Below are 24,806 nucleotides of genomic sequence, written 5' to 3'. Positions count from 1 at the left end.
ATTACTAAATAAAAAATAGTTATTCTGGAGGTATTTCCTTAAAATTCATATCAATATTTATTTTTTGCTTCTTTCTATACGATTTCGAAATAACGTATGTAATTACCCCAACTATAGGAGGTATAATGATAGTAAGAAGATCAAAAGACGTATTTCCTGCGAATATCAAAGTCCCAAAAGATGGATTAATTAGTCCATAGTATATAGTGATAAATGCAGTAAATATCATAGAAATTGAAGATAATATAGCTATAACTTTATTCTCTTTTATAGAAGCTATACTTACTAATAAGTAACTCCAAATTATAAACCATAAACCATCAACGGCAAAACTTATAGAAAAACCTAAGTAAATTTCAATAAAGGAGAAGAATAACGAAACAATAAAAGATATTATAGTAGCGTTAGCAGGCATTCCTCCTTTTACGTTAGATAGAAAATCTGGCAGAATTCTATCAAAAGATAAGGAAAAGAGCAACCTAGTTGACATAGTAAAATTCTGCATAGCATAAAGCAAGTACCATGATATTGATGTAATAAATAGAATTAACACTAAAATTGGGATATTTAATACGGAAGCAAAAGCAAAAGGTAAAATTGAGTTAGGAAGAATTGGTAGATTCCATCCTTGTGTTTCTACCTCTAAAAAATAAGCCTTTCCTATACTTAGTTCAATACTTAATATAATAAATACGCTCATAAGAAAAGTAGCTATCCAGGCTCCAAAATATCCATAAAACATTGTTTTCTTTGTTTTCTTAACCTCTCCAGCATAGTATGCAGGTGCATTTATAAAGGCAAAATAGCTTAAAATAAAAATTTGTGCTAATACTACACTTTGTAAATTAAAAGGATGAATAAACGTCACTTTATCACCAACATTTAATTTTCCAAAGATTAATGAAAAGATAATAATTATAGTACTTATAATTTCCATGATCGTTAAATAATTGATAGATTTAAAGTAAAGTCTTCTTAGAGATAGAATAAAACTTAATGAGCTAAATAACAAAGCTGTAACAAATAAATACAAATTAGTGCTCAAAATGTCATTAGCCAAATTAATCAAATATGGAATATGAAAAGAGGCACCTATTGCTTGTAATCCAGGAACAATAACATAAATAATTTCAAGCATACTTAGCACTGGAAAACCCATAGCAAAAGAAGTGTATAAAGCCATAGCCATTACAGTGCCTATAAAACCACCTAATTTTCTTGAAACAAATACATAGTCAGCAGAAGTTCTATTATATTTAATTGATATTAAATAATAGTTTACGATAAGAGGTAAAACCATTATTGAACCTAATACAGTAGCTATTAACCAACTTGCTTTAGGTAAAGTAGACGCTACATATAGCGGATAGGATATGCCAGCTATAGCACCCATAAATGATAAATTTAACATAAAAACGTCGAAAGATGATAATTCTTTTAAAAGCCCTGATGTCTTTCTAGCAAAGTACATAAAATTCGTGATATCTAATTAGACTAATAAGGTTAGCTAATAATAGATGCAATATTAATTCCATCATTTTTATAGTATTAAACTATAAAAATATAATATATTTTTAATTTTACTTACTATTATCTTAGATGTGTTCTCTCATAAAGGTAAGAAATATAAAAAACTTTTTACATCATGCCAGGATATCCACCATATCCTCCCATACCTGGATATCCGCCTTCTCCTCCTTGTTGTTGAGGTTGCTTACTTGGAGCTGCAGCTATTAAGTCATCTATTTTTAGTATTGCTGAAGTAGCTTCTACTGCTCCTTTCAATACTTGCTCTTTAACCTTTAAAGGATCTAATACTCCAATTTTTGTTATATCTTCTACAATTTTTCCGTTCATTACGTCTACTCCACTTTTATCTAAGCTCTTAGAATGCATGGTTCTTAAATTAACTAACGCCTCTGTGGGATCTATTCCGGCAGTTTCAGCTAGTGTTACTGCTATTTCCTCTACTGCATTTGCAAAAGCTTCTAATGCTAATTGCTGCTTGCCCGGTAACGAATTATTTCTTAATCTCATCGCAATCTCTTCTTCAAATGCTCCTCCACCTGCTACTACATATGGATATATAATCACGTTTCTAATAGCATTTAATACATCGTTAAAACTTCTTTCTACTTCATCCATTGATATATCTGTAGCTCCTCTCACTAATATTGTAACAACCTTTGCTTGTTTTACTCCTTCTATGAATATAGCTTTTTCTTTTCCTACTTCTTTTTCTGATACTGTTTTAGCATATCCTAAGTATGTAGAATCTAGATCGTTTGGTGAGCTTATAATATTACCACCAGTAGTTTTGGCTATTTTTTCAATATCACTTCTAGAAACATTTTTTATTCCCATTATTCCTTTCTTAGCTAAGAAGTATTGTGCAATATCATCCATTCCTTTTTGGCATATAACTACATTAGCTCCTATTGATGCTAGCTTGTCTACAATACTCTTTATATATCTTGCCTGTTCATCTAGAGCACTTTTAATTTGTTCTGGTGACGCAATACTTAGTTTAGCTGAAATTTCTGGTTTTTTAACTTCTAATGCGAAGTCTAAAATAGCTATTTTAGCTTCATCAACTCTTTTTGGCATACCTTCGTGTGCTACTTCCTTATCTAATACATAGCCTTTAATTAGTTCAACATCACTAATTGATTCTCCTCTTTTCTTCACATATTTTACATTGTCTAAATCAATACTATAATTATCTCCATATTTGTTCATTATTTCTAGAATAGCATTTATTGCTATATCTATTACTTTATCAAGTTCTTCCTTTCCGGAAAAGAATTTACTAGAGAGTGTTGTATATGCTATCTCTTTCAGAAAATCTTTATTCTCTGGATTTATTTTTATTGCTATATCTTTAGATATTTTTAAGCTTAATTCAAGAGCTTGCTTAAATCCATCAATAATAATAGTAGGATGAATATTTTGATCTAATAACTTTCCTGCCTCTTCAAGTAAAAATCCTGACAAAACTACTGCTGTTGTAGTTCCATCTCCAACTTCTGAATCTTGAACTTTAGCAGTTTCTACAATAATTTTAGCTGCTGGATGCTGTATGTCCAATTCTTTAACTATAGTAGCTCCATCATTTGTAACTATTATATCATTTGTTGATGATACTAGCATTTTATCTAATCCTCTTGGTCCTAAACTGGATTTTAGCATTTCAGATAATGTTTTTACTGCCGTTATATTAGAAATCATTACGTCTTTTCCTGATTCTCTACTAGTATTCTCCCTAAATAATACATTAGCCATTATTTCACACATAACACTCGAAATCCATATATTTATAATTAGTCATAATCACTACAGTACAGAAAAGTTAATTAAAGTAAAAATAACTCTATTTCTATTTTTTTACTATACTCTATTACCTATTTTTAGAGTCAAGTTTTATTTTTATAAAAGGAATGAAATCTATATAATTATAATCTCTATGATCACTAGATTAGATACTACTACGAGACAAATAAACACACTAATGTTTGTACCTATTCTCTTTATAAAATAACCATAAATATGGTTAAAAAGTTTTATAAAAATAAAAACGAAGTTTGTCACGATCAAAATGATAAGAAAAGTTTCAGGATTAATACAAGGCAGACACACTATGGACGGTGCAGGAGTAAAGCTTTACAGAGTATTCGGAGGTACTGAAGTAGCTCAAATAACAGATCCGTTTTTGTTATTAGACTTTTTTGGATCGTCAAAACCAGAAGAATATATTATGGGATTTCCATGGCATCCTCATAGAGGAATTGAAACAGTAACGTATGTGATGGAAGGCAAAGTAGAGCATGAAGATAGTGAAGGGAATAAAGGAGTTATTTATCCTGGGGATATACAATGGATGACCGCAGGAAGTGGTATATTTCATCAAGAAATGCCTAAGCCATTAGACGATAAAGAAGTACTACATACTAAAGTTCTAAATACAAACAACAAAGGCTTACAATTATGGATAAATTTACCTGCGAATAAAAAAATGACAACACCAGTATATAGGGGATTAAAAAATACTCAAATACCAAAAGAAGATATAGAAGGCGGATATGTAAAGATTGTAGCTGGAGAATATAAGGGGATACCAGGGCCAGTTAAAGCTGGAAAAGATGTAGATCCAACATACCTTCATGTTAGCCTCTCACCAGAAAGCGAATTTTATCATAAGGTAAAAGAAGGTTATACTGTTTTAGCATATGTTATTCAAGGCAAGGCTAAATTTGATCCTAATAGTCCAGAAATTTCTGAGGGAAACCTAGTTATTTTTGATCAAGGAGATGAAATTAAAGTAAATACAACAGAAAATAACTCAGTAGAATTCATTCTACTTGCAGGTAAACCACTAAGAGAACCCATAGCCTGGTATGGTCCTATAGTTATGAATACACAACAGCAAATTTTAGAAGCGTTATCAGATCTTAGAAAAGGAACTTTCATAAGAAATAAAACTCCAATTTTCGAGTAAATATTTTTTAATTTATTACATTTAATTCAGTAATCTTGAGACTCAAAGTATTACTATTTTTAGAAACAATTTATTTCTTGAAGACGCAAAAATATTTTTGTCATTAGTAACTCTATCTTAGGAATTATAAAATTAATATATTTAGAATGATATTCAAGGTACCAGTTATACCCTTTCTTGTGAAATTAAAACTACGACGATTTACCTTATTATATCTGCTAAAGCTCAAGTTAAGATTTTGGCTTTTAGATGATATCTACTTGGAAGAGTAGCTATTCCTGTTGGGCATACTTAAAGAAAATCATTTATAAGAGAATCTTATTATCCATCTGATATCTAATGGCAGAAAAAACCCTAGATAGGGTTTCGGTCACAGTTTTTCATAAAAATTCTGGACAAGTAGATCTAGAAACTGTTTTTCCAAGGGAAAAATATCTGTGGAATGCTGAGATACACCCAATCAAAGTTAATAAAAGAACATGGGGATGGTCAACATACTTTTGGATATGGATATCTATGGCTTTTATTATTCCATCGTGGAGCTTAGCTAGTATTGGATTGTCCTTAGGTTTAAGTGTTATTCAATCTATTTTTATAGTATTTCTGGGAAACGCTATTGTATTAATTCCAATGTTAATTCAATCTCATGGAGGAGCTAGATATGGTTTAGCAGAACCACAGTTAACTAGAACAAGATGGGGAATATATGGTGCAATAATTCCTAGCTGGATAAGAGCAATAATAGGCGCAGGTTGGTGGGGAATTGAGAGTTATATTATAGCTGAAGCAATAACTGGAATATATGCTATAACTACAAATAAATTAGGCATAATAAGTTATGCAGTAAATAATTATTCCGATTATCCATTTATCTTAAGCAAGGATTTTCCCTTAATATTTTGGTTATCTTTTATACTTATTATTGTAATGCAAATAATAGTATTTTATTTCTCTCCAATAAATAAGTCACAGCCAGTATTGAAATGGTTAGCTAGAATAGGAGGTCCACTAATACTAGCAGGATATTTAACACTTTGGATATTCTTTATGGACAAAATAGGCTGGAACACTTCTTCTTTATTTTCTATATCTTCTTCATCATCTTCTCCTTCATTACTGTCTATACTAGCTTTTCTTAATGCTAACATAGCATTTTGGGCAACTATGGCGTTAACTATGCCTGATTATACTAGATTTGCTAAAAACCAGTTTTCTCAAGCAATAGGTCAAATTCCTATGCCATTCATAATGTTATCTATCGCTTTGATGTCAACTATGACAACTGCTTCATCGTTAACCCTTTATGGCAAGGCAATATGGGATCCAATAATATTAGCAACCTTACATATGCCTCCATTTTTAAGTATTCCAATACTTTTTACATTTATCATAGCTACTTTTTTAGTCAACGTATTTGCTAATGCAGTAGGTCCAGCATATGATATTGCTAATACTTTTCCTAGAGTATTATCTTGGTTTAAGGGATCATTAATTTTGATTTTAATTGGATTATCTATAGGGGCATGGAGTTTTTATGGCAATGCATATAGCTTTATTGATAATTGGTTACTAACATATGGAGGTTTACTAGGAAGTGTAGAAGGAATAATAATTTTTGATTATGCTCTAATAAGAAGATTTAAATTTGAATTAACTGACGTGTTTTGGTCAAAAGGAAGATTTAGATATTGGAGAGGAATGAATCCAGCTGCTGTTATAACATTCCTTATAGTTTCTCTAATAATTTATTTACCATACAACGGAGAAAATATAGTATTAGATAATGCTTGGATTCTATCGTTCATTCTTTCAGGTCTAATATATATTCCATTAATGGTTTTGTGGATAATTCCAAAATATCAGCCAGAGTTAAAAGGTTCATTAAAAGAAGGATATTATTCAGAAGATACAAGAAAAATTTTTAATATTAATAAAAAATGAATGTATTAATTTATTTTTCTAAAGTATTTTTCTCTTTACTAGTAAACAAACTAATCAGAGATATTAATGTTATACTTACAGCAAAAACTGGATACAATGCATAACTTATTGCTCCTAAAAAGTCTGAAACATAACTAGCAGGCCCTCCAATAAATGAATTTCCGAATTGATATCCTGCTGATGAGCCAGAATATCTTATATTAGTAGGAAATAAATCAGAAAGTAATGATGCTAAAGGAGAATATCCTATTCCATGAACTATTCCATAAGAAGATATTAGCGTAACTACAATTAATGGATCTTTAATATAAAATGATGGATATAATAATATTAAACCAATAATATTTGATAAGATAAGTATTTTTATTTTGTTATTCACGATTTCAGTTAATTTTCCACCTATGAAGACAAAGATAGAATCTAGCGCTCCCATTATTAATGTTGCTGTGAAACCTTGTGAAGGTGAAATAACTCCTAGACCTTCCATTACTGCAGGAAGAAGTATCGCTCCAACGTAGAATATAGTTCCTAATGCCCCAGATAATAAAGTACCTAATATTACTTCCTTAGTATGGAATTTAAATAACTCTTTTACAGGTAATTTATATATTTCATTTCTTTCTTTAATTTTTAGGAATTCTTTAGTTTCTTCTATTTTTAACCGTATTACGATCCCTACAATTGTTATTAAAAATGATAATAAAAAGGGAATTCTCCATCCTATAGAATACATGAATTGTGAAGGAGTTAATAAAGATAGTATAAGAAAAATGCTACTTCCTAGTACTAATGCTATTCCTACTGTAGACTGAACAAAACTTACCCAAAATGTTTTCCTAGAAGAAAAATTTTCGGTAAGCAATAAGACAGCTCCTCCCCATTCTCCTCCTAATCCGAATCCTAAAATTAACCTAAGAACTACGAGGAGTATAATAGTTAATAATCCTAGCTGATCATATGTGGGAAGTAGTCCTACTAATCCACTTGATATACCCGAAGCTAATAAGGTAAAAAGTAACATAACTTTTCTTCCTATTCTATCTCCATAATGCCCGAAAACTATAGCTCCTACTGGCCTAGTTACAAATCCTAAAGCAAACACTAGAAAAGTATTAAGTAACGCAACAGTCTTATTCGTTGGAGGAAATAATTCAGCTGAAATATAAATAGCTCCAGTTCCGAATATGAATATATCATACCATTCAATTATAGTTCCCATCATTGAAGCTAATATTAGATCTTTTCTATTCATATGTAAGAAAAATAATATTTTAAATTTAAAGATTTCTCTTCTAAATTTAAAAATCTTTTATATTTTTCCCGTTATCTTTTAAAGATTTTAATTTAACATTTTATACTGGCTAGCGTAAGTTGTCTAATTTAAAAAAGAAACTATTGCTTTAATAAAATTCTGATTTAATATTATACCTTTAGATTCTATTTCTATAAAATGATTATTATATCCAGCCATTGCAATACCAGGAATAGGATATTGCGTTCCATCTATAGTTATATTTCCTCCAGTAATATAGAATATCGAGAATTGCTGAAACGTCATATTATTTAAAGGAATATTTAGGCTTGATATTTCTTCTTTTAATGATGAAGTAGAATAATTAAAATATTCATTAGCTACTGTAATATTGGAAAAATTTACATTAAGTATATATATTGAGTAATTAGTTGTTTTCTGGTTCAATATAGTAATCTGTAATGTCGTTCCTGCTAGCCCACTAGAATTATAACTTATTATTTGTGATGTCCCATTAAGTAATGATACTCTAGCAGTATTATTTGAATAAATAATCTCTGATCCTGAATCACTATTCAAAATATACCACTCATTACCATAATATTTTTCAGTAATACCTAGAATATTGTTAGGTCTATGATATAATAAGGACGGTAAGACTAGAAATCCAAAAGCTACTAGCGCTATAATTACTATTCCTAGTATTCCTAGCGTTATTTTTCTCTTGTTAGATGTATTATTTACATTGGTTGGTGAGCCTTCTGGAGGAGCTCCATTAGATTGTGGTTGTCCTTCTGGCATTGAAGCTGAGTTTGATTGTTCGCTGGGAAAAGGCTCTAAAGAAGGGAAAATATATCCACAATTACTGCAAGAGTTAGCATCATCTTGATTTTCTGTTCCGCAAATAGGACATTTTTTCATGGTATTCTCTTATATTTTATTATATTTAAATACATTCAAACCTTAACTTTTATTATTTTGAAAAAGAGTTATTGAAAGTTAATTCCTTAGATAATATCTAATTAAAAGAATCTTATGTTAAGTTTTGCATATATGTCTTAAAGATATAGTAAAATATAATAGAAATAACTCCAGAACTTGCTATTGCCCCCCATAATAATAAAGGAGAATAAAGAAAATAGTTCATTAAGTAACTTGAAAAGGAAGATCCACTAACTCTGCCCAATGCGGTAATCATTCCGTATACTCCAATAGTTCTGCCTCTAGTTTCCTTATCTGTTAGGGATGAAGCTATTGCTTGAGATAAAGGAGAAACAATCATTTCTCCTAAAGTTATAGCTCCAACATCTATGCAAGCCCATAAGAAATTAGTTATGAAAGCAATACTAAAATATGCAATAGAATATATAGCCATTCCGGGGATTATCATTTTAGTTGTTAGTTTCTTTCCTATCATATTTTGAAACATAACTATTAGTAAGCCATTAATCATGAAGAGTAAACTAACTTGAAAAGTAGTAAATTTATCAACTAAATTATAGTAAGTCAATAAAGAAAATCCTAATTGGCCCATAATCATAAATGTGAAAAATGTTGGAATCAAAAACTTAGCTAGGTTTTTAGTTAAATGAAACGAAACTTCTATTTTTCCTTTGAATTCAGGGAACTTGAATAATAATGGAAGTGCCAAAAGAGATAGAATTGAAGCGAAGAATAATATATCTCTAAATCCCAGAGTAGTGAATAATAATCCGCCTATAACAGGTCCAACACTCCATCCTGCATTTATACCTACTCTTATTTTGCTAAATGATCTAACTAGATTGGTGAATTCTTTATTTAGATCTCCTATTATTGAAGTATTTCCTACATTATAGATTGAATTAAATAACGTTTGAATTAAAATAAGTAAACTTACTGCTATTGGTATATTTATTAAAAAAGCTAAAAATAAGGAAATGGAAGAAAAGATAGACGATAATATCATAATTTTTATTCGTCCTAAAAAGTCTGTTAGATATCCGCCTAAAATGTACGCTATTATACTTACAATGCCTTGAAGAATATAAAATATTGAGACGAAGGTAAAACTAAAATGATAAGTTTCATATAATGCAAATCCTATAAATGGCCATACCATAGATCCTCCTAGCGATCTCATTCCTCCTAACAAAGCTAGCTTAGTTGTTTCTCTCACAACTGATAGAAAAAATTTCATGTATATATTGTTATCTCACGTTTTCTTAGTTATTTAATTTATTATCTTTATTTTTTGCTCTGTCGTACTCTTGCTTAACTAAATTTACCCTTTTTCTCCAATCTATAATATTTCCTTTTTTCCATAATGAGTGAATTTCCTCTGCTGAATAATCTCTTAATTCTTTTACCCATTTCTTTATGTATTCAGCATTTTGATCATAAATCTTCTGTTGTTTCCAGGGATCAAAAACTCTAAAAATATAATCCGTTCCTGTTGACGCTATCCATTGCCAGTTTCCATTGTTAATAAGTGGATCATAATCTATTAATTTCTGCGCAAAATACATTTCTCCCCATCTCCAGTCTATAAATAGAACTTTTACTAGAAAATAAGATACAAGCATTCTTATTCTATTGTTAATATAACCAGTTTCGTTAAGTTCTCTCATTCCAGAATCAATAATAGGGTATCCTGTTCGACCTTCTTTCCATAACTCAAAATATTCTTTATTATTCTCCCAATTTATATTTGAATATTCTCTTTTGAAAGGTTTTCCAAAAACATCATAATGATACCCTATAAGTGTGTAAAAATCTCTCCAATACAATTCTCTTCTAAAACTCTCGTTATTTACTGCAAAATATGCTTCTCTTATCGAAATAGTTCCAAATTTTAAATGAGGCGATAAGTAAGTATAGTTTTCCAAGCTAGGAAAATCTCTTTTTTCGAAGTTGACATGCTTTGCTCTTTCAAGTAATTCGAGTCCTTCTTTTCTTCCTCCTTTTATTCTTAAATTTTCAGATTTCAATTCACCTATATTTATGTCTCCCTCTAAAAAGCCAAAATTTATTTCCTTTACTTCTTTGGGTTCTCTAACTTTATCCTTTACCTTTAAATAAAATGAAGTAAAAGATCTTGGAATAATATCTTTACTTGATAGCAAATAATCTTGATAAGATTTTAAATTAGCTATAGCTTCTATGTCTTGATCTCTTTTTATACTAAAAGGTGAATAATCCTCATTAACGTAAAAATAATCTATTTTGGAAGATAGATTTCTTACTACTTCTTCAGCAATTCCATGGAATATTATTAATCCTTCTCCTCCATTTTCTTTAATTTGCAAATCTAAGTCTTTCAATGAGTTGTACATGAAATGAACAGCCTTTTCTGATTTATAGGGATTATTTTCAACTTGTCTAGGATCTAAGATAAAAATTGGATACACTTTTTCACATTCTTCTCCTGCATGTAATAGTCCAGTATTATCGTAAATTCTTAAATCTCTTCGAAATATAAATGCACAATTCATATTCGAAGATTATCAAGCATGTTAAAGCTATTTGTTAAAAATAATTAATCATAAGCTATCTACTTTTCTTTTTCCAGTATTTTTATCACTAATTCTTTTAATTCTGTGCTAGCTTTTTGAATTGAAATCTTACCTTTTTCAGGATCTATTTCTAATTTTCCAATGTTTATAACCCCATAAGGATTAGCTTCTTTAGTAGTGATTTCCTTAAATACGCCATCTTTTACAGTGAGGTTCTTTATTTCTTTTATCTTATCTTCTTTAACTAATTCTGGATGGAGATATTTCATTCTAGAAGTCTCCAGCGATCCAGCATGCATGTCAATTGCCTCAAATAGATTACTATCTCTACCTACCATGCTAAATATATATACTTTGAACTCACTTGAAGTAAAGTTAATCTGTCTTCGTATTATATCTAATATTGATTCATTTCCTCCATGTCCATTTATTATAATTATCGATTTGAATAATTCTTTCGATTTTTCTATTATATCTAGCATATAGTTTAGAAAACTAATATATTGGACACCTAAGTAAGGGAATCCGTTGTGTTCTAATGAGCAACCATAATAGATAGAAGGAAATAATACTACATCGTTTGGAAACTCTTTTTCAACGTTTTTTGCGATTTCTTCTGCTATTATTATATCAGTTCCCATAGGTAAGTGAGGGCCATGTTGTTCTATACTCCCAACTGGTAATAGTCCTATTTTCCCTTTTATTTCATCTCTTGTAGAATATAAAAGATACATGATATTTTTATACTAATCTTCTAAGATAAAAATGTTCTTCTATTATAACGTTATTATTTATAATCCATTCATTTATTTAACGCTAAATAATAAAAGATTAGTACATTAAGTTTGATTGTTTTAACTAGTAATTAGTAAAAGTTAAGGAAAAATATCTCTTTACTAGAAATTAAAGCCTAAAAGACCTACATCTAATTAGATAAAATCTTTTAAATTCGATACTTGTCCTTTCATTTGTCAAAATTGAGGTCAATATATTATTTGATTCCTTATGTCATAATCTCATCTTTTAATTACATATTCGCTAAAGAGGCAGTAGCTTCATCTTCACCATTTATCTTTAATCTAATAAGATACACAGTATCAGCAGGTATATTTTTTGCTCTAGGAGGAAAGCTTATATTTAATAGAGATATTATTACCCTATCTATTTTTACTACTACAAGTTCAGTATTATGGGCTTATGGTCTAATTTATGTGTCGCCTGCTGCTAGCGCAGTATTAAGCTATTCTATGCCTCTCTTCTCTTTGCCTTTAGCTTTCCTTATAATAAAAGAGAAGCCTAGCTATATAGAATATGCTGGATTATCTATAGGTTTTTTAGGAGTAATATTGTATTCAATACCTTTAGCTTCTCATTTGGGTTCACTATTTGGTGCGATATTAACTATAGCTAATGCTATATTTTGGGCAGGATTTACGGTATACTATAGGAAATTGAAAGATTATAATATTTATGATATAAATATGTCTCAATTTGTTATTGGCTCGTTGTTGTTAACACCTTTTACTATTTCAGTTCATACAATAAGTTTTACTTCAGAATTTATAGAAGGTATAATTTATACTTCGACTTTAGGAGGAGCAGTATCTTTCTTCTTATGGAATTTATTAGCTAAAGCAGAAAGAATATCAAAATTAACAGTATCCTCATTTTCTGTTCCAATATTCTCGACTGTAATACAAATGGTAGAAAATGACGACTTACCACCTGGATTTCAAATAGCCGGAATTATAATTATGTTTATTGGAATATTAGTTTCTAGATTGAGGACTGGCATATCCATTATTGATAAAGGAATAAGAAGAAATAGGAAAGTGATAAAGACAAAATTATAGCAGATCGTTTTCTAAAATTTCGCAAGCAATTTCATTACCTTTATTACAAAGATTTTCTATATCATTTCTTTTTTCCGTTAATAAAATTCTTACTGTTTTATGAATTCTTATTAATATTTCATCAGGCAATAAAGGAGGCAAATCTTCTAAATGATCGTAAATTCTTATATAACATTCAATCTCATCATTGTTTTTGTTAGAATTTATACAATTAAAGATAGATTTTGATAATATCCCGGCTATAAATGTGTTAATGCCTAGATATTTTTTAATATATTTTAGCATAAATATTTTTTTAGTTTCTTTTGAATATGGCAATAAGTTTAGTTCATTAGCTATACAATTCCAGTATTTATTCTTTTTTAGACATTCATTATATATTTGCTGTAATATTACATCATCTAGATGGTCCATTTTAAGTTAAGGTTTAGTATTATACTTTTTAAATCTTTATTTCATTTTCTCTTTTTAGAGTTAAAATATTATATTTTCTCTAGTGTAGAAATAAATTTTTTTAAATCTTTATTTACATTATTTAGTATGAAGCAATATATTCATTCAGTAACTTCCTCAACTTTAGCATGGGCAGGTAATATTTACGATTTAGTTTTAATTACCTATGCATATACTTTTCTTCATCAGTATCTAGGATTAACTTATTTTGAATTAACACTCTTATTTTCTTTAGGGCTAATAGGAAGAGTAATAGGAGCATCCATCTTCGGTAAAATTGCAGACACAAGAGGAAGGAAGATTGTCGCACTAACTGGAACTGCAGGATACGGTATATTTCAAACTATGTTCGCATTTTCTACTATATTTCCACTAATGGCATTATTTAGAACAATAGAAGGAGCTTTTATGGGTGCACAATGGACAGCCTGTACAGTACTGGCAATAGAGCAAGTACCAAAAGGTAAAATACAGCTAGTTAATAGCATAGTTCAGGCAGGATATGCTATAGGATATGCACTAACTGGTGTATCATATTTCTTCTTAAGTAGTTCATTGCATACGCTTTTTGGATATCGTTTATTTATGCTAACTGGATCAATACCTCTTATTTTAGTTCCTTATATTTATTTCAAAGTAACTGAAAATTTCAAATCAACAGTAAAGACTGAAAAAATTAATATAAAAGATTACAAAAATTATTTAATAAAAGCATCTCTAGCAATGTCTGGAATGTTTATAGCATATTTATCAGTATTTAGTATATATCCTGATTTTGCATCAGCTGAAAATTTTCAAGCATCATATATTGGAATTTTAATGGCAGTAGCTAATGGCTTGCAAGCTATCTCATATATAACTTTTGGTAGGTTATCTTCTATAATGAGTCCTTTCAAATTAGTATATATTGGGATAGTAGGAGTTATAGTTTCAGCATTTCTATCTATGCCAATGTTTTCATTCTTGCATTCTATTCCTATAATGTCTACAGGAGTTTACTTATATGCTTTTACTGTAGGTTTTTGGCCCTTAATTTCTGGGATAGTAGCAAGTAGTGTACCAACAGAAATTAGAGCATTTCTAACTGGAACAAGTTATAATATAGGTGCTGTAGCAGGAGGAATAATTTCAGCATTATTAGGAGAAATAATAGCGTCATTTGGAATGGCATCATTACCTTATTTTGTTGATGCAATAAACTTTGCTTCTTTATCAGTAGTATTTGTTTCTATGTATACTTGGCCTAAACCAACTAAAATAGCAGTCTCATAATTTTTCCAAATCAAGTAGCGAAGAAAAATCTTTATTATGTATAATGTGAAAGAAGTGCAAAAGAAATGATAAAAGAATTCGAAGACGTGATAAAGAAATCTCTTGGATTTTCTCTTTTTCCTTATCAAAAATATGTTAGCGATGAAATAATAAAATCTATAGAACAGAAGGATAAAAAGTTCATAGTAGTTTCTATGCCTACTGGGAGTGGAAAAACAATAATTGAACTACTAATGGCATATTATCTTCTAGAAAAAGGAATAAAAAATGTCCTAGTTCTTGAACCTACTAGATTACTTTGTGATCAAATGTATTACAAGTTTTGGAAAAAAGTTTTCGATAATGTAGGTATGGAATATGAAGGAGATTGTACAGCATTTGAACAAGGTAAAAAAATTATAGTTTCAACTCCTTTTACAGCATCTAAGTGCGCTCCAGAATTTGATGCGATAATAGTGGATGAAGCTCATCATGCTTTTGGTGACATGAGATATGAAGAGACAATAGCTGATTTAGAACCGAAAATATTACTAGGATTTACTGCATTGTTACCATCATATAAGAAATATCTTATTGAGCCTAGAATAGTTCAAGAACTTGGAAATCCATTATTTCTAAATTATGATTTTAAGGCATTATCTCAAATTGATAAAACGTTTAATCCTCCTAAAGCTATTGCAGATATTTTTGATGCCGAAATGAATAAAGAAGAGGATAGTGTATATGATGCTTTCTTTAGACGATTAATAAAAGGTAATAAAGATACTCTAAAATTTCTAGAAGGTACTCTTTACAGTTATGGTAAAGAAGCTTTTTGTGAAAGTTTTAATAGACTTTCAGGCAAAGTAGAGGAGAACCCTTACGTTGATTTCCTTTGTCAATCAAAAGAATTAAGCCATAAAGCTAGAGCTTTAAAAGAAATATTAACAATCTACAAGATTGAAGATTTTAAGCCAGTATTAATTTTTACTTCCAGAAAAGCCACAGCATATGAATTTGAAAAAGCAATTTATGATTTAGATCCTAAAAGGATAAAAGTTTTGACAGGAGATTCTACAAGATTTGAAAGACAAAAAATAGTGCAAAGTGCAAAAAGAGGAGACATAGACGTTATAATATCTACTTTAGTCGGAGAAGAAGGAATAGACATACCAGAAGCTAAGCTTTTAATAATGACTGATGTACCTCAGAGTGCTTTAAGATTCTATCAAAGATTAGGCAGACTAATTAGGAGTAAAGCTTCAGACGAAAAGAAAGAAAGTGATGGAAAAGAAAATAGTGAAGATCAAATAAAATACTTGGTAGTAGCATTAACTCCTAAAACTCCGGAGTACGATAACCTAGACGATGCCTTAAGAAATCTTTACTTAGAAGGTGTTGATGTGAGTTACATTGTAGAGAAAAAAGAAGGAAAAGGTCCAATAGCTAGAGTTATAGATATTGTAAATAAATCTGGTAATGTAATATCATATGAAAAATTAACGGGAAATAAAGCATTAGATGTTTTTGAAGCATTACTTTCTCCAAAAGAAACATCCGATCAGATGAACAATTATATAGATAGAGCAATTAAAGAAGGTAAATTATTTTATTATTATAATACAGACTCATTAGGTAATTTTGTCTCTAAGATTTTATTAGCTGGATACTGCAATTTATGTTACGGAGAGCAATGTAATAATTTATGTACGAATGATATTAGGGGAATAAGTAGAATTGTATTGGAAAAGAAGAATAGAATTAGAATTGAAAAAAAGGCTATTTTAAGAATGTATATGACGTTAGTGTCTCCAGAAAAAATTGATGATGAAATAAAAAATTTTGAAAACATAAAAAATGATATAATAGAGAAGCTAAAAGGTAAAGATTACAATGTTAATATATCCAGTTCAGAGAAAGGTACTACTTATTCAGTCATATTAAATACTTCTGTAAGCATAAATGGAATTACAGTATACCCAAAAATTCAGATAGATTATTATGATGTTAGAGATAAAGAAAAAGATATTGCTAAAATTAATTCACAAATAATAGCTTATAAAGGAGTATATCTATTTTATAAATATTTTGATAAATAAAAGACTATTACTTGAAATATATAATTTTAGGATTAGGCATGCAATAGCTAGTGAAACCTTTATGTAATATATTATTATTTTTAACTAGAATTACGTTTATCGTTTACTATATTTTATTATAAATCGAGTTTTCTCTAAAAACTTTTATATCTTCTACTATTAAAATTTATATTACTCCTAAGATAATATATAGACTATTTAAATTAACATTCTTCTCTTCATTTAGTAATTTAAATTTCCAAATGGTACACAACTTGTGTTCTATGTTATTATATACAGAAAAGATATCAAGAAAATTAAGATATTTCTGTTTTATAATTTTTCTATGAGATTTATTGTAGATCATGTTAAATATAACTTAGTTAAAAGTAAACTTAATGATTATTTGCACATCAGTAAATGACCAATACGAACTTGAAATATTCCCTAAAGCTTCACTATTAATACTTTATGATACTGATAAAAAAGAAATAATAAGAGCTGTTAAAAACAGTGAACATGCTAGACCAAAAGTAACTAAAAAATGTCTTGATCTTAAACCAGATGTCTTACTTGCTCCCCATGGATCTTTATGTTTTCCTTCCTACTCTATGGCAAAGAAATCAAATGTCAAGATATTAATAGACAATCCCGGAAAGCACGTTAATAATATTTCTCCGTGGGAGGTAAATATTAAAGAAGTAACGTATTCTAGCTTTCTAGCTATATATCAAAGAATAACTAATTCTTATTAAAGATAATTCTATCTTTTTATTACATCATATTGAGAATAAATAATCTAAACTTGTAACTTAAAAAATAAAAGCGATAAAATGGAAGAACATAGAATAAACTAGTTATCATGTATATTTGTTAATATAGTTAACCTTATTATCTCTAGAACTAGCCATGTATTTTATGATTAACGAAGAAGAAATAAATAAACTAACTAAAGAGGCGTTGAGATCTAATCTAGATAGTCTCGGTAGAATTATTAATTTCCTAGGAAAATATGAAAATTCTCCAATAGCTAAATTTGGAATATACTCTATAATTTTTCAATATGTCTTTAATACTCATGAAGAGACTGGCAAACTTTGTAGGCAATGTGGAGGGAAATGTTGTAAAGTTGGATATCCAGTACCAGTATATAACTTTGATTACAATGAAATGAAAAAACATCTTCAATTAAAACTACAAAAACAAGGTGATATTTATTTATTACCTAGACCTTGTCCTTTTCAAAAAGATTGGATGTGTACTATTCATCAATTTAAACCTTATGCATGTTTATCGTATCCCTTTGCTACAGAAGATGAGCAGATGAATACTATAAAGGAGTACAATGGAAAAGGGCTTCCAAACTTTCATGTTCCTGAGTATTGTCTTTCTGGTAAAATGGTAATAGAATATATGAAAGAAGTTTATACGAATTTGAAGAATAAACTTAACAGAGATCCATCTCCTAAGGAATTATATGAAGAGATAAAGAGAATATTTTCAAATAAATAGATAATAAGTTATTCATTCTGCTCCGATTTTCTTTTTTCCTCTTCCTTCTTTCTTTCATCTATTGCATCAGCTAAATCATCTAAAGCTAATATCAGATTAGCTTGAGCAAAAGCTTGAGGATAATTTCCAGTAAATTCTTTCCTTATTGGATCTACATGTTCCCCTATCAAGTACGTAGGCTTACTGATACTTATTATAGTTCCTATTATGTTTTTAGCCTCATCAAAACGTCCTAACATAGCATAAACTCTAGCTAACCATAAAGAAGTTAACGTAAATGGATATTTAGCTTCTCCTAAAAAGTCCCTTTTATATCTTTTAACTAGTCCATGATCCATTAAATCTGTCTCTATCTGTTTTAAAGTATTGAGAAATATTTCATTATTTGGTTCTATAAAACCATATATTGGTAAAGCAAGCAATGATGAATCTACCTCTTCACTACCAACTTTTTTGACAAATTTTCCATTTACAACTCCATTATCCATTATCCATTCTTTAAGTTCATGTCTAGCATCTTTCCAAGGATTTTCCATATCAATAGCATTTAATAATTTTCCTGCTCTATCTAACGCTACCCACATCATAACTTTTGAGTGTATAAAATGTTCTTGGACTCCTCTTTCTTCCCATATTCCTACGTCTTTTAATTTCCAGTTTTCTGATACCCAATCAGCTATATATTCTATAACGTCTAAGTGAGCTTTTATATAATTTTCATCACCTGTAGCCCTATAGTATTTGTACATTGCGTCCAAAAAGAATCCTTCTAAATCAAGTTGCAATTGTGCAGCTGCTGCATTTCCTACTCTTATAGGCTTTGAATTAGCATAGCCAGAAAGCCATGGTATTTCTATTTCTTTTGGAGGAACAGAACCATCAACACCATATAATGGATACATAAAAGGCTTAGTAGTAAATGATACCATTCTAGATAAGAATTCTATTATACGTCTAGCTTCATTAGAATATCCAGCAGATATTAAAGCATCAGCAATTATAGATGAATCTCTAACCCATGCAAATCTATAATCCCAGTTTCTGCTTCCTCCTTCTATTTCAGGCAAAGAAGTTGTAGGCGCAGCTACTACTGCCCCCGTAGGATTATACAATAATCCTAAAAGTATTCCTGAAGAATTCTGATAAGCATCTAAAATCTCTTCCCCGGAAAATCCTGGAATATCAAGGTTAAGCAGTTTTCCTTTACTTCTTCCTCTTTTCATTTCATTTTTCCAATAATTTATAGTTCTTTCCAGTCCTCTAGCAGGATCAAAAGTAACTATATTTTTACCGTAAATTCCGAATCTCTCATCTTGGAAGTATCCTAAGTAAATATATCCTTCTCCATTTATTCTCCATGAATTTGATGAGATTTTTTCTATATTGTCGAAAACAAAGTGAACTTCAAGAAATTCCGTGCTTTCTACATTAGAAAATTTATAAACGTTTTTTCCAATTTGTTCTACAACTGCTTTATTTTTTCCGTAATTAAATGTAGGATAAATATTTACTATTAAGGGAGATTTAGCTACAATCTTTCTAATTAAACTATGTTCTCCTCTAAGTAATGAATCAGTAATTTCACTTCCATCCTTTAACGTTGTTAAAAGCACATTAGGTATAATATATTCTTGTTTTAAAACTTCACCTGAAATATCAAAAAATCCTCCTCTATTTTCATCCAATAAATATGAAAAAACGGGTGATGAATCATACCTAGGAAAAGGCAACCAAACAATTTTTGTTCCATCAATTAAGGCTCCTGTAAATTCATTATTAATACAAGGTAAAGATTTCACGTTTACTCTACTCTATAAAATAAAATAATAAGATTTACTATATTTAGACTGCTAATAATAGGACATAAAATATAACAAAAATTATTTGGTTAAGTTAATAACAGTTTAAATTTTAAAATAGGGCAATAGATTTAATTACTAGTTCTTTATAGGAGAAGGAATATTAAATTTTATTAGACAAATCTACATGCGTAGAAAAGATAAATTTAAATTTTTTAAAAAATATGAACCCATATGTTAAGTAAAACACAATTGGTTTTAATCGCAGTAGGTACATCATTAAGTTTTTGGGATATTTTTAATGTTCCTTATATAGTTGACGATGCCTCTAAAATTATAGGACTTTATTCTTCTTTAATACTTTCAGCAGAAATGTTTGGATATTTTATAGGAGGAAGCATAAATGGCTATCTGGCAAGCATAAAAGGACGAAAGTTTGGTATGCTTTTATCTATGGGCTTAATAGCTATTGGATCATTTATAGGATTTATATCTACTAGTTATATAGAATTGTTCTTAGCTGAATTTATTATAGGTTTCGGAATAGAAGGAGAAGTAGCTACAATACCTGCTTATGTTTCTGAGATGACAGAAACTAATTCAAGGGGGAAAGCTGTAGGTATAAGCACATTAGGAGGATTTTTAATGAGTTTGGTAGTCGGACCAATAGCAGTAATAGCAGGAGATAATTGGAGATTATTATTCTTACCTAGTTTGGTAATATCAATTTTTGCATTTATATTTAGAATCAACTTGCCAGAATCAACATTGTGGATTCAAAAAAGTACAAAGAATTCCAAAAAAGTTATCTTTAAATTAAATAAAACAGTTCTAATCTTCTTACTAATTTGGTTTACAAGTTATTTTGCTGGATATTCTCTTTTTGCCTCCCCAGTATTTTCACTTATTTCATTAAAAGGATTTTCAAATGCAACATTATACTATACTTATATACTATATGGAGACCCTATTGGAGTAGTAGTAGGATCAATAATAAATGATAGAATAGAAAGGAAAATCTCAACATTCACAGCAAACTTTTTAGGAGGCTTACTGATAATGACCATGCCATTATTTGGAGGAGTGCCATTTATTTTAGTAGGTTTTATCGCAATGTTTTTCCAAGGATTCAAATTCCCTACAATGTACGCCTATACAGCAGAAAACTTTAGTACAGAAATAAGATCTCTAAGTTACGGAATAGCTGATGGAATAGGACACTTAGGAGGCGTAGTAGGTCCTATAATATTTTCTGCGTTATATTCTTCTAATATTTTGCTATCTTTCATTGTAGTAGGTATAGTGTCAGCAATCTCTGGAATCATGATAATAACAAAGGGCATAAAGACAAAAGGAAAAAGCTTAGAAGAATTAGAACAAACAGTTTTACTTAGCAAGAATTAAAAAATTTTTATCTCATTCTTTTCTAGGCTCCTCTTCTTTTTCCATTTCATGTTCTAAATAGTTCTCTTTCCTTAAACCAGATAATATGCCTGCAGGATAGAATACTGCAAGCGATACAACTGCAGTAATTATTGTAGCTGGCAGAAATGGAATAATACTTAGGGCTCCATCGCTTCCTATGTAAGTCATTAATGTAAGAAATCCTATATACGTTACGTACCAAATAGATTCCTTAAAATCTGCTGTAGCTTTTCCTAAGACAGCAAAAACTGCTGAAGCTATAGCTAAAAGAACAACAGAATATGGAACTGATGGCCATCCGCTCCAGAATACTATTAATGAAGCTCCAATAAAAGCTATAGCAGATATAACATTTCCAAAAGGTATCTTATATTTAGTTACTCCTTGTCTTCTTAAAACTACTAAAGCAACTGGATTAGTTGCAAATCCTAAATATCCTGCTACTACGCTATCCGAAATTAAACCATAAATACTAGGTATAGGAGCAAATAGAAATGTTATTAAAGCTCCAACTACAGCAAATACGATCAATCCCCAGTATGGGATAGCATACTTTTCATGCAATTGCTTCATCGCACTACTCATAAATTTAGATCTTCCCATAGCTAGAAGGACTCTGCTTCCACTTCCCATATAAATATATCCAGTAAGAAAAGGTCCAGCTATTGCTCCAATTAGTATTATGATTAGAAATATCTTCAAATCATATGATGACGTTAATATTACAAAAGGATTTCCTACAACATTTGATAACCCACTCCAATCTCCTGGCTTTATTCCGAATGCACTCCAATTTATTGTAGTTAATAGTGCTATATTATAAAGAATATATATTGTTGCTTGCCCTAATATAGTGAAAAGCAACGCATAAATGATATCTCTTTTATTTTTAGTTTCTTCCGCAAAATCTGGAACTACTCTAGCTCCACCAAAAGCAAACATAGCAAAAGGCATAGCAGCGAATACTCCAGCTATTCCGAATGGAAGAATTCCATGATAAGCAGTAAAGTTTGAAGGCTTAGCAAATAATACGACTAGCGCCAATGCAGGTAATGCGTAAAATATCATCTTTATGCTTCCAAATCCTGCTGTAACTCGCGCGAATACTTTTATCCCATAATAATTGAATGGAATATAAGCTATTAGAATTATTACTCCAACTAATGCTCCTAATAAAGTAGGAAAATCTTCCTTATTTAAAAGTTGTGGAAAGAAGAAATCCAATCCCTCTATTGTAGCATAAGCTTCTATTGGAGGAATGAATAGATACCATATTAAATCAGAAGTAGCATTTATCAAATTAGTTACAATACCATGAGAATAAATCGAATATCTAGAAGGTCCTCCAGCTTCTGGATAAGTTTGTGAAAGTTCAATATATGTTAATCCTATAGTAAAGTATAGAAGAATTCCAATAATCCATGCTATTAAACTACCTGGTCCGGCAAAAGCAGTCATTTCGACTTGACTAAAGAATACTGCAGTAGCTACTGCGCCTGAAAGACCTATTATAAACAATTCCACAAAATTTATTTCTTTTCTTAATCTATTATTAGGTTTAGACTGTTTGGGCATAGTAATATATTATCATTATATCATTTAAGTTTAGTCTCAGTTTTTTATATAAGCATAAGTAAATTTAAAAAATTTATACTCTTCACTTATTATACTTTATTTATGATAAATAGATTGATCTTCTTTGACATACATAAAAATTTACAAGAATCTGTCTAGATTAAAACATTTATAACTATGTTAAAAAATTAAACTATTGAAACATTCTATAAAAAATGAATAATTTTTCAAAACATAAATATACTCAAACTAAACTAAAAACCTTTTCTGAAATATTTGATTCTAAAAACTTCTAAATATTGTTAAAGTGAAAATGGAATTATGTCCAAAAAGATTGTTATAGTAGGTGGCGGAATAGCTGGAATGGGAATAGCTAACACCTTAGCAGAAAAGATGAAAAATACAGAAATAACAGTAATAAATAAAGAAGACTTTTATTTTGCTGGTCCTAGTAGACCATTACTTTTAACCAAAGAACAAGATTACAATAGAATAATTAGAGGTTATGAGAAAGTAGGAGAAAAAGGAATAAAAGTAACCATAGGAAACGTGTACAAAATAGATCCAGACAATAGGAAAGTTTACATTTCAGAGTCTACAATAGGATATAGAAATGAAGAAATCGATTACGATTACCTAGTTTTGACTCCAGGCATAGTCTTTGATGATTCTTCTATAACAGGTTTTGACAAATATTGGTGGAAAAACACTACAGTTTACGATCCAGGTAGAGTAAACGTATTAAAAGAGAGACTATGGACAGAAAATGAAGGTACAGTTCTAGTATACGCTCCAAAAGCTCCATACAGATGTGCACCAGCACCTACTGAAACTGCATTACTTTCTCACACAGTTTTAGCTTATAGAGGAGTAAGAAGCAAATTCAACATAATTCATATAGATGCTAATGATAAAACACAACCTCCTTTTGCAGCAGACATAGTTAAACAAACGTATGATAAGGCTGGGATTCAATTAGTAACTGGTCAAGAAATTACAGAAATAGGAGAGAATTACGTTGTAACTAAATCTGGAGAGAAATACAATTTCACAATTTTAGCACTACTAGAACCTAATAGAGCTCCGAAGTTTATAGAAGAAGCAGGATTAGGAACTCCATTTGTAGAAATTAGATCACCACAAGACTTAAGGCATCCAAAATATGACGATATTTTATCAGCAGGAGATGCAGCGAAATTACCATTCCCTAAGAATCAAGAAATAGCATTTGAAAGCTCATTATTTGCTGCAAATAAAATCTTAGAAATGGAAGGAGTATCAGAAAAAGTGCCAGTACAGTATGCTTTCGTAGGCTGGGCATACATGGGTAATTTAGAAGGAAAACTAGAGACATTAAGTTTGCAGTTCCAAATGGATTTAACGTCACAACCTCCTAAACCTAGCAAAGATCCGCAATTGAAGAGAGAATATACTTTACAAAAAGATAAATGGGAACAAGCATATTTAGAAAAACTATTCGGATATAAGTATTTATAGCTTTTTTATTCTTTATTATAACTTTTTATATAATTTATTTATATCTCATTTCTTAAATATCAAATCTCCTCCTTTATATAAAGTTCTGTATTATTTCTATCCATATAACACTTTGGAATGCCTTAAGTATATTTAATTTCACATAATGTTAAGAAAATACTAGTATTTAGAGGTCTATCTA

At 29.7% G+C, this 24,806-nt stretch carries 19 protein-coding genes; 9 read left to right on the top strand and 10 right to left on the bottom strand.

Translation table 11 applies throughout. The annotated features are described in order from the left end of the window. Window positions 1-19 precede the first annotated feature (19 nt). Both B6F84_RS05925 and thsA read right to left on the bottom strand, forming a co-directional pair. Complete coding sequence (locus tag B6F84_RS05925; RefSeq protein WP_148691392.1) at window positions 20-1,471, bottom strand: hypothetical protein; 1,452 nt, start codon at window positions 1,469-1,471, stop codon at window positions 20-22. A 167-nt stretch (window positions 1,472-1,638) separates the two neighbouring features. Beyond that, a complete protein-coding gene (gene thsA / locus B6F84_RS05920) occupies window positions 1,639-3,282 on the bottom strand; it encodes a thermosome subunit alpha (protein WP_148691391.1) in 1,644 nt (547 codons plus the stop codon). Between the two features lie 313 nt (window positions 3,283-3,595). Between thsA and B6F84_RS05915 the strand changes: the two genes are divergently transcribed. Both B6F84_RS05915 and B6F84_RS05910 read left to right on the top strand, forming a co-directional pair. Further along, window positions 3,596-4,495: a pirin family protein gene (locus tag B6F84_RS05915; protein ID WP_148691390.1), complete on the top strand. Its 900-nt coding sequence runs from the start codon at window positions 3,596-3,598 to the stop codon at window positions 4,493-4,495. A 339-nt stretch (window positions 4,496-4,834) separates the two neighbouring features. Continuing rightward, the gene (locus tag B6F84_RS05910) at window positions 4,835-6,436 is read left to right on the top strand and encodes a cytosine permease (RefSeq protein ID WP_148691389.1); all 1,602 of its coding nucleotides are present in this window, start codon (window positions 4,835-4,837) and stop codon (window positions 6,434-6,436) included. Window positions 6,437-6,446: 10 nt separating this feature from the next. Here the strand turns inward: B6F84_RS05910 and B6F84_RS05905 are convergent, their stop codons facing one another. From B6F84_RS05905 to B6F84_RS05885, 5 genes are all read right to left on the bottom strand, one after another. Continuing rightward, on the bottom strand, window positions 6,447-7,688 hold the full coding sequence (locus tag B6F84_RS05905) for an MFS transporter (RefSeq protein ID WP_148691388.1): 1,242 nt from the start codon (window positions 7,686-7,688) through the stop codon (window positions 6,447-6,449). Window positions 7,689-7,811: 123 nt separating this feature from the next. After that, window positions 7,812-8,609 carry a zinc ribbon domain-containing protein gene (locus B6F84_RS05900; RefSeq protein WP_148691387.1) on the bottom strand — a complete coding sequence of 266 codons (798 nt, stop codon included), beginning with the start codon at window positions 8,607-8,609 and terminating at the stop codon, window positions 7,812-7,814. Between the two features lie 112 nt (window positions 8,610-8,721). Continuing rightward, a complete protein-coding gene (locus B6F84_RS05895) occupies window positions 8,722-9,846 on the bottom strand; it encodes an MFS transporter (protein WP_148691386.1) in 1,125 nt (374 codons plus the stop codon). A gap of 46 nt (window positions 9,847-9,892) precedes the next feature. After that, window positions 9,893-11,161, bottom strand: a complete 1,269-nt coding sequence (locus B6F84_RS05890) for a cryptochrome/photolyase family protein (protein WP_148691385.1) — start codon at window positions 11,159-11,161, stop codon at window positions 9,893-9,895. A 59-nt stretch (window positions 11,162-11,220) separates the two neighbouring features. Next, entirely contained in the window at window positions 11,221-11,916 is a 696-nt protein-coding gene (locus tag B6F84_RS05885) for a creatininase family protein (RefSeq protein WP_148691384.1), read from the bottom strand. 234 nt (window positions 11,917-12,150) lie between these two features. Between B6F84_RS05885 and B6F84_RS05880 the strand changes: the two genes are divergently transcribed. Next, on the top strand, window positions 12,151-13,035 hold the full coding sequence (locus tag B6F84_RS05880) for a DMT family transporter (RefSeq protein ID WP_236749094.1): 885 nt from the start codon (window positions 12,151-12,153) through the stop codon (window positions 13,033-13,035). Here the strand turns inward: B6F84_RS05880 and B6F84_RS05875 are convergent. Next, a complete protein-coding gene (locus B6F84_RS05875; protein WP_148691383.1) occupies window positions 13,030-13,449 on the bottom strand; it encodes a hypothetical protein in 420 nt (139 codons plus the stop codon). The genes B6F84_RS05880 and B6F84_RS05875 overlap by 6 nt on opposite strands. A gap of 126 nt (window positions 13,450-13,575) precedes the next feature. Between B6F84_RS05875 and B6F84_RS05870 the strand changes: the two genes are divergently transcribed. The 4 genes from B6F84_RS05870 (at window position 13,576) to B6F84_RS05855 (ending at window position 18,329) form a co-directional block, all read left to right on the top strand. Beyond that, window positions 13,576-14,760, top strand: coding sequence for an MFS transporter (locus B6F84_RS05870; RefSeq protein ID WP_187152764.1), 1,185 nt, complete (start codon window positions 13,576-13,578; stop codon window positions 14,758-14,760). Window positions 14,761-14,825: 65 nt separating this feature from the next. Further along, window positions 14,826-16,838, top strand: coding sequence for a DEAD/DEAH box helicase (locus B6F84_RS05865; protein WP_148691381.1), 2,013 nt, complete (start codon window positions 14,826-14,828; stop codon window positions 16,836-16,838). Between the two features lie 377 nt (window positions 16,839-17,215). Beyond that, window positions 17,216-17,572 (top strand): NifB/NifX family molybdenum-iron cluster-binding protein, encoded by a 357-nt coding sequence (locus B6F84_RS05860; protein WP_148691380.1) that lies wholly within the window; start codon window positions 17,216-17,218, stop codon window positions 17,570-17,572. Between the two features lie 163 nt (window positions 17,573-17,735). Beyond that, window positions 17,736-18,329 carry a YkgJ family cysteine cluster protein gene (locus tag B6F84_RS05855; RefSeq protein WP_148691379.1) on the top strand — a complete coding sequence of 198 codons (594 nt, stop codon included), beginning with the start codon at window positions 17,736-17,738 and terminating at the stop codon, window positions 18,327-18,329. A gap of 8 nt (window positions 18,330-18,337) precedes the next feature. Here the strand turns inward: B6F84_RS05855 and treH1 are convergent, their stop codons facing one another. Further along, window positions 18,338-20,128 (bottom strand): alpha,alpha-trehalase TreH1, encoded by a 1,791-nt coding sequence (gene treH1, locus B6F84_RS05850; RefSeq protein WP_148691378.1) that lies wholly within the window; start codon window positions 20,126-20,128, stop codon window positions 18,338-18,340. Window positions 20,129-20,362: 234 nt separating this feature from the next. Between treH1 and B6F84_RS05845 the strand changes: the two genes are divergently transcribed. Continuing rightward, entirely contained in the window at window positions 20,363-21,532 is a 1,170-nt protein-coding gene (locus B6F84_RS05845) for an MFS transporter (protein WP_148691377.1), read from the top strand. A gap of 12 nt (window positions 21,533-21,544) precedes the next feature. Here B6F84_RS05845 and B6F84_RS05840 read toward each other — a convergent pair whose 3' ends face one another. Further along, entirely contained in the window at window positions 21,545-23,128 is a 1,584-nt protein-coding gene (locus B6F84_RS05840) for an APC family permease (RefSeq protein ID WP_148691376.1), read from the bottom strand. 321 nt (window positions 23,129-23,449) lie between these two features. On the opposite strand from B6F84_RS05840, the gene B6F84_RS05835 reads away from it, so the two are divergent. Continuing rightward, on the top strand, window positions 23,450-24,625 hold the full coding sequence (locus tag B6F84_RS05835; RefSeq protein ID WP_148691375.1) for an FAD-dependent oxidoreductase: 1,176 nt from the start codon (window positions 23,450-23,452) through the stop codon (window positions 24,623-24,625). The last annotated feature ends 181 nt before the right edge of the window (window positions 24,626-24,806 follow it).

It is taken from the genome of Acidianus manzaensis (assembly GCF_002116695.1).
Lineage (GTDB): Archaea > Thermoproteota > Thermoprotei_A > Sulfolobales > Sulfolobaceae > Acidianus > Acidianus manzaensis.
The sequence above is the reverse complement of the archived record's forward strand: the minus strand, read 5'-3'. Positions and strand labels throughout refer to the sequence as shown.